This is a genomic window from Enterococcus caccae ATCC BAA-1240 (assembly GCF_000407145.1).
Lineage (GTDB): Bacteria > Bacillota > Bacilli > Lactobacillales > Enterococcaceae > Enterococcus_L > Enterococcus_L caccae.
The window spans coordinates 106,895-120,987 of sequence record NZ_KE136476.1; the positions used below are offsets into that span (position 1 = coordinate 106,895).

Genomic DNA, 14,093 nt, shown 5'->3' on the forward strand with positions numbered 1-14,093 from the left:
GTAAAGTGGACTAAAAAAGTTGGGACAGGAGTGTTTATTTCTGAAGTTTTCAAATCTAAGTACCTTGGCATTTAGATTTTGATATAACTGAAGTGTGACGTTTGGTTCCCGATTTTTTGGAGGCTGAGATGTGACTCTTAGAGTCACATCTCAGCCTCTTTTAGAATATTACGGATAACAGCTGGGATCAGAATGGAAATGTCGTTCTCAATAATTTTGCACCATTTAACTGGATTCGTGGTACTACTAATAGAACTCAAAGTATTCGGTCTTAGCCACTTTTCTAAGAGAGTGTTAAGCTGGTATAAGAAATGGAATTGATTTACAGAGTCACCACATATGTTATAATTCATAAAAATAACAATTACTGATCCTTATTACTCGTCTTATTTCAAGAAATTCTATACAATATAAGTAGAAATTAAGTAAAGCGTTAATGGAGGGAATAACGATGAATAATGTTTTGGAACAATTAAGAAAATATGCACTTTTACGTGGAATTGTTTATATTATCTTTGGTGCATTAATTTTGATTAACCCAAGAAGTGTGTTCCAATTGGCTGTCTATTTTATATCGGCCTATATTGCAATTATGGGACTACTGAATCTGTATGATGGCTTTAAGGTCAAAAAAGCAACTGGGACATACGGAATGAGTTTTCTAGGTGGAATTGTTTTAATCGTACTTGCAGGAATCGTGCTAGTATTTGCGAAAGGAATCGTCAGCATTTTACCGATTTTCCTAGGACTCGTAATCGTGATTGTTGGGGTTACTCGTGCAATTCAATCAGTCAATTTACGGACATATGTCAATGTCAGCTGGGTGCCGATGTTGATTTATAGCGTGATTTTGATTGTTGCGGGCTTAGTGTTAACATTTAATCCTTTCAGTAGTCTTTTGGTATTATTCCAATTGTTCGGTGGGATTTTGATATTTATGGGAATTGGTGAACTGGTGTCGTTTTTCCAATTACGTAATATTAAGTAGTATAAAGTGTTTATTTAGCTAGAATTTTTAGGATCTGAGGGATAACTCGAAGGAGTTCACCTTAGATCCTTTTTTATTGATTTAAAATAACGATTGTAATTTTCATTGAAAAAATAGTTGTATTTTCTTTTTGATTTGTATATTTTTTCAAAAGAATTTGTGATGTATAAACGATGAAATAAATGAGAATGATAGTGATATGAGATTTTACTAAATAAAGTTGCCTGACTAACTAATCCATTTTTTTGTTGATTACACTCTTAAAGTTAAATCTATACACTCTATATATACTCTATGTACTGGTATATAGGAATAAGCATCCTGAATTCTAGGTAGGGGAAATTTTTAGATAATTAAACAATAAGTATATAATATAAAATAATTATTTACTAAATATTTACTAAAATATATGTGTATTTTATTCGTCATATTGGATATAATAAATGTGTATTAAAAAAAGGAGGAAGTATGATGAAAAAACGTTTGCTATTTTATTTTTGTGTGTTGCTGAGTTTTAATCTATGTGCCATGAAAGCTGAAGCTGGGTTGATAAACCCAGATATACCATATGAAACAGTTACACAACAAGATGGCATAACTTTTGAAGTGAAGTTGAAGGGGGACGAACATTTCAACTATTATGTAGTAAAAGATACAACGGACATTGTGGTGCCAGGAGAAAATAATACTTGGTACTTTGGTGAGCTCTCTAAGGACCAGACAGACGTTGTCGCAACAAAAGAGAAATATCAAATTAGACAAACAAGAAGCAAGCGTTTGAAAGAAAAAGACCTTGAAATAGTTACTAAGAAAATAAATGAAAATCTACAGAGCATACAAGGTAGTAGAGGAACAGCTTTGATACCTGAAAAAGAGCAAAATGTACTGGTCATATTATTGGAATTTGAGAACCAAGTATTTAATCAAGATACAAAAGAGCCAAGGGATGAAAAAGGATGGTCAGACACATACTTCAGTACTAAAAATGGCTATATATCAGTTGCTAATTACTATACCGAAGCAACTGGCGGAATGATTAAAATAAAACCTGCGAAGACAACTCAATTCCCTGAAGCGCCAGGCGTTGTAAAGATAAAGTTAGATCAAAAGCATCCCAATAATAAATTAGGTATAGACTCAATTGTAAGGCCAAGTTTAGATTGTATAGAGAAAGAGGGGTATATTGATTTCTCTCAGTATAGTCAAAAAAGTGAAGATTATTCAAAAAACATTACGCTCAACGATCTTCATTTAGTATTTGTTGTTGCAGGTGGAGATAGAGGGACTGGCAGTGGTCATACAAACTCTATACTTGGATACAAATCTTATAGCAAACAAGTGTATACAAGTAGTGGATTTATGTTTGAAAATGCTTTTATGGCGCATGGAGAGTTAATATATACTAAAGATCATGATAAAGTGGTGGGAAATAACTCTACCACTAGTTATAAATCAGTTCCTAGTACTATTGGACTAGCTGCACATGAGTTTGGTCATGAGTTAGGGCTTAAAGATCTATACTACAATTCAAATAGTCGTTCGGGTGGATTAAGTGATCATAGTTTAATGGACCGAGGAGCTTATGGCTCAAGAAAAGAAGTGGACGTTGATGATCCAACGAATTATATAGGTGCTTCGCCTGTTCATTTAGATGCATATTCTAAAATGAAACTGGGCGTACCTGTTGAGGAAGTAGCGACAGAAAAGGAAGTTGACATAGAAGATATCTCTTCAAAAAATCAAAAAATATATAAAGTGCCCGTAAAAGAGGATAAAACAGGAGAAAATTATTATTTAATTGAAAATAGACAAGGCTTTGGGTTTGATGAAGGAAGAAGAGATCCTTATAATAAAAAAAGAACAAGTACGTCTAAAGGAATAGCGATCTATAGAATTAATGATTTTTATAAGAATGTCGGTAATGTTGGTGCTTCAGTTTATGGAGAACAAAATGTAACATTGATAGAGGCAGATGAAATCATAAAGGGAGCTCCGTCATTAGAAAAAGGGACAGTTACTGGAGATTATGCCTATTTTAAAAAAGGCCAGGAAGGTTTAAATTTATTTACAGGAGATTCAAATCCTTCAATAAAAAATCCGGATTTATATCCTAAGTTTATGATGGCAGTCCAAAGTGAACTAGGGGTGAAAATGTCCGTTTCATTTATTGACCCTACGCTAAAACATGGAGAATTTGAAGGCGTTAGCTTTACTTGGAATGAAACTGAAAAGATTTTAACTTTAGGGAAAGGATCTGGCACAACCCAATTCAATATCCCGAAATTAGTAGAAGAAAATCAGATAGATTCAAAGCAAGTACAAACAATTGTCATTTCAAAACCATTAAAGTTAACGTCAGCAAAGTCATTATTCCAGAACATGAGTGCTTTAAAAGAAATTAGAAATATTGAAAATCTAGACACAAGTAAAGTAACGGACATGTCGCTTATGTTCAGCGGACTAAGCGCGATCACAACATTGGATCTAAGCACATTTGACACAAGCAGAGTAACAAATATGGCGTATATGTTTAGTGATTTAAAAAACTTAAGAGAGCTAGATATCTCCAGCTTTAAGTTAGCGCAACAAAAAGATCGTATCTTTGAGAATATAAAATCCTTAGACAAAATTCATGTGAACTCAGAATTTAGTTTGCGTGGTAGCGCTGTAAATAGTGCGGGAGTATTATCGAATGAATGGACCCACGCAGAAAAAGACATTGTATATTCGAGATTTGCTGGTGAATATGATGGTTCAGTTCCAGGGTGGTATGAAAGAAAAGGAATCTCCTCTGCACTAGAATTTGATGAAGAAACCAAAACAGTAACTGTGGGAAAAGGAACGATAGGTAGTAGTTTTAAATTTAAACAGTACGAAGAACAACTAAACGGGGCAAAGATTCATAAAATAAAATTTCCAGATAAAGTGCAGTTGAAAAATAGTAGTACGGGTTTATTCCGAGACTTAACCGAAGTACAAGAAATAGAGGGACTTGAAAATTTAGACACAAGTAAAGTAACAGACATGTCGCTTATGTTCAGCGGACTAAGCGCCATTACAACATTAGATCTAAGCACATTTGACACAAGCAATGTAACAAATATGGCGTATATGTTTAGTGATTTAAAAAACTTAAGAGAACTAGATATCTCCAGCTTTAAGTTAGCGAAACAAAAAGATCATATATTTTGGAATACAAAATCTTTAAACAAAATCCATGTGAATTCAGAATTTAGTTTGCGTGGTGAAGCTGTAAATAGTGTGGGAGTATTATCGAATGAATGGAGGCATGTAGAAAAAGATATTGTTTATACTAAGTTTGTTAGAGAATACGATGGTTCAGAACCGGGTTGGTATGAAAGGGTATTGTAATCACATTGTTAGATTTGGTAGATGCTGAATCTCTATAATCTGTTGTTCTATTTGTTGCCTTGTTTTTCTACTCTACCATCAATATTGATATAAGCAATAAAAGCTGTCTGAGTTGGTTTAGCCCAATCAGGCAGTTTTTTTGTTCTAAAAAATGGAAAAGAAACTTGCAAATAAAATAGTGTAATGGTACTCTTAAAATCTAATTGAGAATGATTATCACTTTCATTTGATGCGTAAAGTTATTCTATAGATCTATCGAACATAAAATGGTAAAAGAATAGGAGAAAAATGATGGACATTGATTCAATTGAACAAGTAATTAGAGCACGCCGAACGATTCGGACATTATCGGATCAAGCGATCTCTATGGAAGTTATAGATGAACTATTAACAAGTTCCAGTTATGCCCCCTATCATTCGAAAGAAGAGCCGTGGGAAGTCATTATCGTCAAGACGACGCAAGACCGTCAGTTATTCGTAGAAAAAATCATGGCAAGCTATGACCGATTAGATACATGGGCACGTTACGACCAGCAAAATCTAGAAACAGCTAAAAAAAGAACCCGTGATTATTTTCTAGATGTTCCTGTAACGTTGATTGTCACAGCGCCTAAGCATAAAAGTGAAAAATTGAACTTGGAAGCAATTGGCGCCGTTTCAGCGTTTATCCAAAACTTTCAATTAGCTGCTTGGTCAAAACAAATCGGTGTTACTTGGCGTACGATTCCAGTAATCTTTGACGAAATATTCAAAGAGGCTGTTGGAGTGGTAGCAGATCGACAAATTATCGGGTTACTTGATATCAGCGCAATAGATGAAAAAATGAAAATTCCGACAAGTCGCAGAAAACCGTTGGAACATTGGACAGCTCAACTGTCTGATAAATTAAAAAAATGAGTGAAAGTAATGAGTAGTTTAGATACACAGGAGGCGTATTTTTTTGCAGGCAATCAAGGCAAGTGATGTAAGAACAAGAACTAAACGTCAGCATGTTTTTCCGTTGATTCTTTTATTATTAGTGGTACTTATCTTCTTTTCGATCGTTTACTCTTTGATCAATGGGCAAGCGAATATTTCGATGGAGGATGTATTTCAGATTCTCTTAACTAAACTATCCGGTGGTAAACTTGGATCGCTTGATGGGATCACTAGTAATTCAGCGGTCAATATTATTTGGTTTGTTCGAACGCCGAGAGTGATTCTAGCTGTTTTTGTAGGAATGGGTTTGGCGATAACTGGTGCAGTGATGCAGGCGGTTGTTCAAAATCCATTGGCTGATCCTTATATTTTAGGGATTTCTTCGGGGGCTTCGCTGGGTGCTACTTTTGCGATTTTAGTTGGATTTGGTACCGGGAGTATTTTTTCTCAGTTTGGCTTGGCTTTTGGTGCTTTTGTGGGAGCAATGGCAGCGGCTTTCGGAGTATTGATCTTATCAGGAATCGGTGGGCGAATGACCTCCGTTAAACTCGTTTTATCAGGTTCAGTGATTGGTGCTTTATGTAGCTCGGTTTCCAGTTTTATTGTGTATTTGGCGAATAATGCAGAAGGGATGAAGACAGTAACCTTTTGGGCTATGGGGAGCTTGGCTTCTGCTAGTTGGAATAAGCTGACGGTTTTATCAATCACCGTTATTGTGATCACAGGCTTCTTCTTATTTCAACATCGTATTTTAAATGTCATGTTACTAGGCGATGAGGCGGCAATTACTTTAGGAATTTCCTTGAGTAAATATCGCCAGTTGTACTTATTGTTAGCGGCTCTTTTGACAGGTGTGATCGTGGCTTATTCTGGAATGATCGGCTTTGTGGGGTTGATCATTCCTCATATTGTGCGCGGATTAGTTGGTTCGGATCATAAACGTCTATTACCAATCGTTGCTTTATCGGGTTCATTATTTATGATTTGGGCGGATCTTCTTTCAAGGATCATCATTCCAAGCGTTGAACTGCCGATCGGGATCATTACTTCTGTGATTGGTGCACCACTATTCATTTATATCATCGTAAAAAAAGGCTACAATTTCGGAGGCTAGCAATGGAACTAAAGGTAAAAGACTTAGAAATTATGATCGGGCAAGAGTCGATCGTTAAAAGTATTTCTTTTCAAACACAAAAGAAACAATTTGTGGGGATCATCGGAGCCAATGGTTGTGGTAAATCTACGATGTTAAAAGGGATTTATAAAGGGATCAAACCGCAATCTGGCAGTGTATTTTTAGATGAGTTGGACCTTTTAGCTGTTTCCGAAAAGAAAGTGGCTCAAAAGTTAGGTGTAGTAAATCAATTTAATGAACTGAATTTTGATCTAAGCGTTTTTCAAATGGTTTTATTAGGCCGAACACCTCATAAGAAGTTATTAGAATCAGATACACAAGAAGACATTGAGATCGTGAGGGATGCGTTGACTAAGACAAATTTGACCAGTTATTCTGATCGAAGTTTTTTATCATTATCTGGTGGTGAAAAACAACGAGTGATCTTAGCTCGGACGATTGCGCAACAACCTAGTTATATGATTTTGGATGAGCCAACCAATCATTTGGATATCCGCTATCAACTTGAAATATTGAGCTGTGTCAAAAATCTTGGAATCGGAGTTTTAGCGGCCCTTCATGATTTAGAGCTAGCTGCACATTATTGTGATTACATTTATGCGATGAAAGCAGGTAAAATCATTGCTGAAGGTAAACCCGCGGACTTATTTACAGCCGAGTTGATCGAAGAGATTTATGGCGTTAAATGCACGATTTATCAAAATCCAGTGACCCATCGTTTAGGTTTTGCCTATTCATTGGACTAGTCATGAGATTTAAATATATATGTAGAGGAAGCGAAAAAATGAAAAAAGCACTTATTATTAGTTTATTAGGATTAACATTGTTAGCAGGTTGCGGTCAAAAAGAGCAAAAGGCTACTGAAAAAAATCAAAGTGAAGGCTATCCTGTAACGGTTCAGAATTTTTCAAAAGCAGAAGGGGCGGAAAGCTGGCAAAAGAAAGAACAAACTTTTGATAAAGTACCAGAAAAAGTCTTAGCCAATACGCAACCTGCTGCAGAATTATTACTGCATCTTGGTTTAAAAGATAAAATAGTTGGTGTGGGTGCAGTGTTTGGTGAACCTGATAAGGCAGTTGAAAAAGAGTTTAATGAATTGAATCATTTATCGACGGACTATATCGGCAAGGAAATGGCGTTAAGTGTTGATCCAGATTTGGCATACGGCCGCGGTGGGTTGTTTGATAACCAAGACTGGGGTATCGGCACGGTTGATACACTTAATGAAATGGGTATCAAAACCTTCGTCTTGAACTCATCTGTAACAGGTGGCACGTTTGACTCTGTTTATGATGATATCGATAACTTAGGTAAAGTTTTTAACGTATCGGACAAAGCGGATGCATTTAAATCAGAGTTGAAAGAACGCCAAGCAAAAGTAGATAAAAAATTAGCTGAAATCAAAGAGGATCAAACCTTTGCTTATCTTCATACAGCAGATCCAGCAGAATTGTATGTCTATCCTGCCCATAACGAAACATTTTTTAATGATATTTTTAAAATGGTAAAACTAGATAATATTTTCAAAGATGAAAAAGGCGAAGTCAGCGTAGAAAAATTGATTGAAGCAGATCCTGATGTTTTGATTGTCGCGGATTGGGGCACGATGAAAGATGGCATCTCTGGTGAGAAAATGATTGATGCTGTGTTGAAAAATCAAAAACTTTCAAGTATGAAAGCTATTAAAAACAAACAAGTTTATGCAGTTGATTATAATTATATGTTTGGTTATGGTTATCAATCGTTAGATGGTATCGAAAAATTAGCAGAACAAATGTATCCGGAAAAATAGAAAAGAAGGTCGACACAAAGCAAAAAGAGCGATGTGTTTGACCTTCTTTTCTATTTTACTAATTTTCAACATTGGTAAAAAAACAGTAATTACTTGTTATATAAAACGCCGCTTGTTCTCAAGTTTACATCTAATCCAGTAGTAACTTTAGCGCGTCCTGGAGAATAAGCTTGATAACTTCTATATTTAGAACTAGAGTAGTGGAAAAATTCGATTACTACGCGTGTTCCAACTTTTTGTTCATCGATCGTATCGATCAAGAAACGATCACAAGCTGTGAATACAGAGTTGCTTGGATCACGTTTTCCTTTAAAAGCATGTGTCTCATTGTTCAACTTAAAGGTAAGAGTAAATGATTCTTTGTCCACATTTAATAATAAATCATTCATTTTACCCTCGTAGACTTCACCATCGATGTTCATATCAAGGTTTGATAAAAACGCTGTAGTTGAGGTGTACGCACCAGAACGCGGTGAATCTGTGCTCTCTGCATGTGCAGAACTAGAAAAGAATGTGCCGAAAAATACTAACATGGTACTTACAATAAATAATTTTTTGAAAAGTTTCATAAATAGCCTCCTAATTTTTAGTTTACCAATGTTGAACGTTTATTATAAAAAATAACTATAGATTACTCACAATGTCAGTAGTCGATCACTATGTACATAATTATTTTTATAACCGATAAGGTTGTACTGTTTCTCCAATAAAAATAGTTCATTGAATCTTGTAGAACATGAAAATTTCATCTATATTAGCTTCATTGAGAACAGTATATATTGAACGAAGTGTAAAAAAAATATGATTTTTGTAGTGGAATATTTAACTATTGTTTTTAACTGATTCAGCAATTAAAGTGAGGAAATTTATCCGTTTATTTGACATCTTTTCAGAAATCGATTTTTAGATTAAAACATAACGAGAATTTAATGTAATCGAACAATGACAATTAGTAGGAAACATTCAAAACCTTATGAATAAAGGTTTTATTTACCTTTTTTCATGAAATAGAAATGAGAATAAAATAAGCAAAAAATGAAAACTAGTCTAGAAAAAAATAGAATTTATGCTATACTGATTTTAGTTTGGTACGTTCATTTTTTTATGAGAGTAACACTGAAATTTACTGAAAAGTATCAAGCATTTGCTCCATTGTTTTATCTACTGATAATGAAGTGGACTTAAAATATTTACACAATGTTTACGTCATTATTATGGTAAATTTACACCACTAAAATACAATAGGTATAGCTAGAGCATAGGAATAATTTCTTGCTTGAGTTATACCAAACATGCGAAGGGATGGAAAGAGTGAAAAAGAGAACGAAATTGTTAGGATTGCTGTCTGTTATTGGTTTGAGTGTAGGATTACTTACAGGTTGCGGAGGTTCAGGCGATAAAAAAGCTGCCGATGATACGAAACCACTAGAATTACAATTTGTCCCAACCAACAACGATGGCTCAATGGAAGCAAAAGCGAAACCTTTCGCAAAATATTTAACTGAAAAATTAGGCCGTGATGTCAATGTTACCTTGGCGACAGATTATTCAACGATCGTTGAAGCAATGGCATCAGGTAAAGTAGATATTGGGATCATGCCGCCATCCGCATATGTTCAAGCGCGCAATCAAAAAGCGGCAACAGCGATTTTGTCTTCTGAATTAGGTGCTTTTAATCGTGAAACTGGAAAACCAGAAGCAGATAAGCTCTCTAGTACGTTTAAAGGTGAAGTTCTAGTTAGGGCAGATAGTGGAATCAACTCTTTGAAAGACTTAAAAGGAAAAAAAATTGCGAGCTTAAGTCCAAATTCAGCTAGTGGCTATATCTATCCAGTCGTTGAAATGAAAGAAATAGGCATCGATCCAACCAAAGATGTAACGTTAACAACTGTAAATGACATCCCAAGTGAAATCACCGCTGTTTTAAATGGTCAACAAGATGCTTGTTTTGTTTTTGAAGGAGCCCGTAATGTGTTTGCTTCAAAATTTGAAAAAGACGATTTATTTAAAGATTTAAAAGTCTTATATCTAACAAAAGGCGATATTCCAAATGATGCGATCGCGGTTCAACCAAAAATGGACAAAGATTTGCAAGCAAAAGTCAAAGATGTTTTCTTGGCAATACCAAAAGATGCAGAAGGTGCACAAGCGATGGCGATGTGGGGACACAAAGGCTATGTCGAAGCTGATGATAAAAATTACGATACAGTTGAAGAATATACAGAAAAAGCAGCAGAATAAAGCTTTGCTACGAGAATGAGTGACTTAAAAGCTGAACAAAAATTGTTCAGCTTTTCTATTTTATATTATCAAAAGGAGAAATCATGATTCAGTTTGAAAATGTAACAAAAACCTATAATAATGGGGTCAAAGGACTTAAAAATATCAATTTAACAATTGAAGATGGTGAGTTTGTTTCAGTGATCGGACTAAGTGGTGCAGGAAAAAGCACCTTATTGCGTTCAATCAATCGCTTAAATGAAATCAGTGAAGGAAATATTATCATCGATGGTGCTTCGATAACCAAAGCAAACAAAAGAGATTTACGAAAAATTCGCAGAAATATCGGTATGATTTTTCAACACTTTAATTTAGTGAAAAAAAGTTCAGTTCAAAAAAATGTTATTTCAGGTAGGTTAGGCTATTATTCAACATTTAAAAGTATCTTCGGAATTTTCTCTAAAGATGATTATGCATTAGTAAATGATGCTTTAGGGCGTGTTGGTTTAGCTGATAAGCTACATTCAAGAAGTGATGAGCTAAGTGGCGGACAACAACAACGTGTGTCGATTGCAAGAACATTGGTGCAACAAGCCTCGATTATTTTAGCGGATGAACCTGTTGCTTCATTAGATCCGATTACAACACAAAAAATTATGAAAGACTTGAAAAAAATCAATCAGGAATTAAATCATACTGTGGTGATCAATCTTCACTCTGTTGAGCTAGCTCGGGAATTTTCAAGTCGTATCATTGGTTTGCGTGATGGTGAAGTGGTGTTTGATGGGACAGCGGAAGAGGCGACAGATGAAGTGTTGACCAGTATTTATGGTGCAGATATTTTGAAACAAACTGAAGGTGTTGCGTAATGAAGTTAAAAGATACGATTCACCGTGATTTATATAAGCACTTATTTATAGTAGCTTTGGTCTTTCTATGTATATTTTCAAGTGCCAAAATAACTGGAGCACAAATGGCGGATGTCTTTAATAATTTAGATCAGATGGGTATTTTTTTACAACGTTTTCTCAGTCCTGATTGGCGTTATATTCCAAAAATAATTGAACCGATGTTGAAGACAATCCAAATGTCAGTCGTTGGCACAACGCTTGGCGTAATTTTTGCCGTGCCGTTCGCATTTCTAGCAACAACCGTTGTCACTAGAAACTTTTTTATAACAACGATCATTCGCTTTTTAATGAGTATTATTCGGACGATTCCGAACTTATTGTTGGCAGCCTTATTTGTAGCTATGTTTGGGATTGGAGAGTTTACAGGTGTGCTGACGATTGCTGTGTTTACATTTGGTATGGTTTCCCAGCTTGTTTATGAAGCCATCGAAACGATTGATCATGGACCAATCGAAGCAGCTGAATCTGTGGGGGCTACCAAGTCCCAGATTGCATTTTGGTCGATTGCACCGCAAATTTCGCATCAGATTGCCAGCTATTCTTTATATGCATTTGAAGTCAATATCCGTGCATCGACGATTTTAGGTTATGTTGGAGCTGGCGGTATTGGCGTGATCTTGAACTCTTCATTAAGTTTAATGCGCTATGATCGTGTATCGATCATTATCTTGTCTATTTTAGTCGTGGTGATCACGATCGACTGGATCAGTGAAATTATCAGAAAGAGGTTGGTATAATGAGCACAAATCGGAAGTTAAAAAGCTATTTACCAATTATCGTTGTTTTAGCGATTATTCTGTACTCAGCTGTTGGTATCGATTATTCAGAAGCTGGGAATATGTCTTTTGATATGGTCAAATCTGTTCTTTCTGGGTTGTTTCAGCCAGATTGGGGTTATGTTTACGATGGCAGCGGGGAAGATTTACTAAGTTTGTTACTATTAACAATTGGAATTGCCTTTTTGGGAACTGTGATTGCAACTGTTTTGGCGTTACCATTGACGTTTATCAGTGCGCATAATCTTTGGAAATCAAATACGGTCGTTTCTAAACTTGGAAAATTCATATGTAATGTATTGAGAGCTTTTCCAGAGCTTGTGTATGCCATTATTTTTGTAAAAATGGTTGGACCTGGTCCTTTCGCTGGGGTGTTAGCGATCGGTGTTCATCAAATCGGGATGCTAGGTAAATTATATACAGAGGAAATCGAGTCAATGGATGAAGCGCCAGTAGAATCGATGACAGCAGTGGGCGCTAATTTTTGGCAAACGATGTTTTATGCGCGTCTACCACAATTGATCCCAACCTTTTTATCACTAGCATTGAATCATTTTGAAATCGCAGTTCGTAGCGCAGCAACACTTGGATTGGTCGGTGCTGGGGGAATCGGTGCACCAATGATTTTTGCGATTCAATCAAGAGCGTGGGATAAAGTTGGTATCATTTTATTTGGCATTATTATTACCGTGTTCTTGATCGATGCGGGTACTGGCTATTTGCGTAAAAAATTACAGTAATTCGTGAGGTAAATAATGGATAAATTAACAATCTTAAGCACATCAGACATCCATGGTTTTTTAACAGCTTCTGCTAAGGAAGAGAACGGTCTAGGCTCTCTTCCAGCAATTGCTGGAAATTATCATGAACCGATCTTGATTGATAACGGCGATTTTTTGGTAGGAAGTCCTGAAACTACTTTTTTTAATACAACTAAAGAAATCTCCCCTTTGATCGAGTTGGCAAATACAATTGGGTTTGACGTTATGGTGCCAGGCAATCATGATTTTGATTACGGAATAGCTTTTTTAAAAAGACAAGCAGCTGCCTTTAAAGGGAAATATCTTTGTGCTAATGTTTTGGATCTAGCAGATCAACCAATTTTTGAACCGTATACAATTATTGAACGAGGAAATCATAAAGTGGGTGTGATCGGTGTGATCACTAGCGCAATGCCGCAAATTACTGATTATGATCAAATCAAAGATGTAAAATTTGTTAATGTGATCGAGAGTTTAAAGCACTGGGTACCAATTGTAAGAGCACAAGTTGATGTCTTGATTGTAAGCTATCATGGAGGAATTGAACGAGACATGATCACAGGGCAGCCAACTCAATACGATACGGGAGAAGATCAGACGTATCGTATTATTGATGAACTTACTGGAATCGATGGGGTGATTTGCGGACATCAGCATCGAATCAATACAGGTATTCTAAAGGAAACGGCTTTTGTGCAACCAGGATATCGCGGAAATTATGTTGGAGAGTTGTGTTTTTCTGTTCAAGATAATCAAGTAGTCGAAAAACAGGCACAATTAGTTGCGACTACAGGCTATCCAACAGTTGTTTCAGCTTTCGGTGACGAAGCTGATTATGAGAATTGGCTGGATCAAGAACTAGATGTAAGTTTCTTGCATCAATATTTATCGAGAAAAATACCTGGTACTTTTTATGCGGTGAAACTTAAAGGAAAAACAATCAGAGATTTCTTGGCAAGTTTTATGCCGCCGTATACACTGTCAACATACCATGTATCACATAATGAGTTAAGACAGTTACTGATAAGCCAAGAAATTCAAGGAATCAAAGTAGAGCAGGATCAACTAATACCTAAGCAATCTGATTATCGAATAACAACGAATACAGCACTTTTTCCAAGTTATCGCTTAGAAATGAATTATATTTATAATGTGTTCGACGAATATATTGCAAGCATTAGCTAAAGTTAATCAGAATAAAAAGAAGTTAGACTTGAGGT

At 35.7% G+C, this 14,093-nt stretch carries 12 protein-coding genes; 11 read left to right on the forward strand and 1 reads right to left on the reverse strand.

All coding sequences use genetic code 11. The features are described 5' to 3' along the window. Positions 1-451: 451 nt before the first annotated feature. The 6 genes from I580_RS14985 to I580_RS15010 all read left to right on the forward strand — a co-directional run bounded on the left by I580_RS14985 (position 452) and on the right by I580_RS15010 (position 8,205). Positions 452-988 carry an HdeD family acid-resistance protein gene (locus tag I580_RS14985; protein ID WP_010770740.1) on the forward strand — a complete coding sequence of 179 codons (537 nt, stop codon included), beginning with the start codon at positions 452-454 and terminating at the stop codon, positions 986-988. A gap of 471 nt (positions 989-1,459) precedes the next feature. Further along, entirely contained in the window at positions 1,460-4,360 is a 2,901-nt protein-coding gene (locus tag I580_RS14990) for a BspA family leucine-rich repeat surface protein (RefSeq protein ID WP_010770741.1), read from the forward strand. 291 nt (positions 4,361-4,651) lie between these two features. After that, on the forward strand, positions 4,652-5,257 hold the full coding sequence (locus tag I580_RS14995; RefSeq protein ID WP_010770742.1) for a nitroreductase family protein: 606 nt from the start codon (positions 4,652-4,654) through the stop codon (positions 5,255-5,257). A gap of 43 nt (positions 5,258-5,300) precedes the next feature. Continuing rightward, positions 5,301-6,392: a FecCD family ABC transporter permease gene (locus tag I580_RS15000; RefSeq protein ID WP_010770743.1), complete on the forward strand. Its 1,092-nt coding sequence runs from the start codon at positions 5,301-5,303 to the stop codon at positions 6,390-6,392. Between the two features lie 2 nt (positions 6,393-6,394). Continuing rightward, positions 6,395-7,159: an ABC transporter ATP-binding protein gene (locus tag I580_RS15005; RefSeq protein WP_010770744.1), complete on the forward strand. Its 765-nt coding sequence runs from the start codon at positions 6,395-6,397 to the stop codon at positions 7,157-7,159. Positions 7,160-7,197: 38 nt separating this feature from the next. Beyond that, on the forward strand, positions 7,198-8,205 hold the full coding sequence (locus I580_RS15010; protein WP_010770745.1) for an ABC transporter substrate-binding protein: 1,008 nt from the start codon (positions 7,198-7,200) through the stop codon (positions 8,203-8,205). A gap of 89 nt (positions 8,206-8,294) precedes the next feature. Here I580_RS15010 and I580_RS15015 read toward each other — a convergent pair whose 3' ends face one another. After that, the gene (locus I580_RS15015; RefSeq protein ID WP_010770746.1) at positions 8,295-8,774 is read right to left on the reverse strand and encodes a hypothetical protein; all 480 of its coding nucleotides are present in this window, start codon (positions 8,772-8,774) and stop codon (positions 8,295-8,297) included. Between the two features lie 733 nt (positions 8,775-9,507). Here I580_RS15015 and I580_RS15020 point away from each other — a divergent pair. The 5 genes from I580_RS15020 (at position 9,508) to I580_RS15040 (ending at position 14,058) form a co-directional block, all read left to right on the forward strand. Beyond that, a complete protein-coding gene (locus I580_RS15020; RefSeq protein WP_034860085.1) occupies positions 9,508-10,446 on the forward strand; it encodes a phosphate/phosphite/phosphonate ABC transporter substrate-binding protein in 939 nt (312 codons plus the stop codon). Between the two features lie 83 nt (positions 10,447-10,529). Further along, positions 10,530-11,294 (forward strand): phosphonate ABC transporter ATP-binding protein, encoded by a 765-nt coding sequence (gene phnC / locus I580_RS15025; RefSeq protein ID WP_010770748.1) that lies wholly within the window; start codon positions 10,530-10,532, stop codon positions 11,292-11,294. After that, positions 11,294-12,073 (forward strand): phosphonate ABC transporter, permease protein PhnE, encoded by a 780-nt coding sequence (gene phnE, locus I580_RS15030; protein WP_010770749.1) that lies wholly within the window; start codon positions 11,294-11,296, stop codon positions 12,071-12,073. The genes phnC and phnE (I580_RS15030) overlap by 1 nt, the downstream gene beginning before the upstream one ends. Next, on the forward strand, positions 12,073-12,852 hold the full coding sequence (gene phnE, locus I580_RS15035; protein ID WP_010770750.1) for a phosphonate ABC transporter, permease protein PhnE: 780 nt from the start codon (positions 12,073-12,075) through the stop codon (positions 12,850-12,852). The genes phnE (I580_RS15030) and phnE (I580_RS15035) overlap by 1 nt, the downstream gene beginning before the upstream one ends. 15 nt (positions 12,853-12,867) lie before the next feature. Further along, entirely contained in the window at positions 12,868-14,058 is a 1,191-nt protein-coding gene (locus tag I580_RS15040; RefSeq protein WP_010770751.1) for a bifunctional metallophosphatase/5'-nucleotidase, read from the forward strand. The last annotated feature ends 35 nt before the right edge of the window (positions 14,059-14,093 follow it).

Coding starts and splice junctions, on each gene's coding strand:
- I580_RS15010 (WP_010770745.1), top strand. CDS start 7,198: ATGAAAAAAGCACTTATTATTAGTTTATTAGGATTAACATTGTTAGCA.
- I580_RS15015 (WP_010770746.1), bottom strand. CDS start 8,774: ATGAAACTTTTCAAAAAATTATTTATTGTAAGTACCATGTTAGTATTT.
- I580_RS15005 (WP_010770744.1), top strand. CDS start 6,395: ATGGAACTAAAGGTAAAAGACTTAGAAATTATGATCGGGCAAGAGTCG.
- I580_RS15020 (WP_034860085.1), top strand. CDS start 9,508: ATGGAAAGAGTGAAAAAGAGAACGAAATTGTTAGGATTGCTGTCTGTT.
- phnE (WP_010770750.1), top strand. CDS start 12,073: ATGAGCACAAATCGGAAGTTAAAAAGCTATTTACCAATTATCGTTGTT.
- I580_RS14990 (WP_010770741.1), top strand. CDS start 1,460: ATGAAAAAACGTTTGCTATTTTATTTTTGTGTGTTGCTGAGTTTTAAT.
- I580_RS15040 (WP_010770751.1), top strand. CDS start 12,868: ATGGATAAATTAACAATCTTAAGCACATCAGACATCCATGGTTTTTTA.
- I580_RS14995 (WP_010770742.1), top strand. CDS start 4,652: ATGGACATTGATTCAATTGAACAAGTAATTAGAGCACGCCGAACGATT.
- I580_RS14985 (WP_010770740.1), top strand. CDS start 452: ATGAATAATGTTTTGGAACAATTAAGAAAATATGCACTTTTACGTGGA.
- phnE (WP_010770749.1), top strand. CDS start 11,294: ATGAAGTTAAAAGATACGATTCACCGTGATTTATATAAGCACTTATTT.
- phnC (WP_010770748.1), top strand. CDS start 10,530: ATGATTCAGTTTGAAAATGTAACAAAAACCTATAATAATGGGGTCAAA.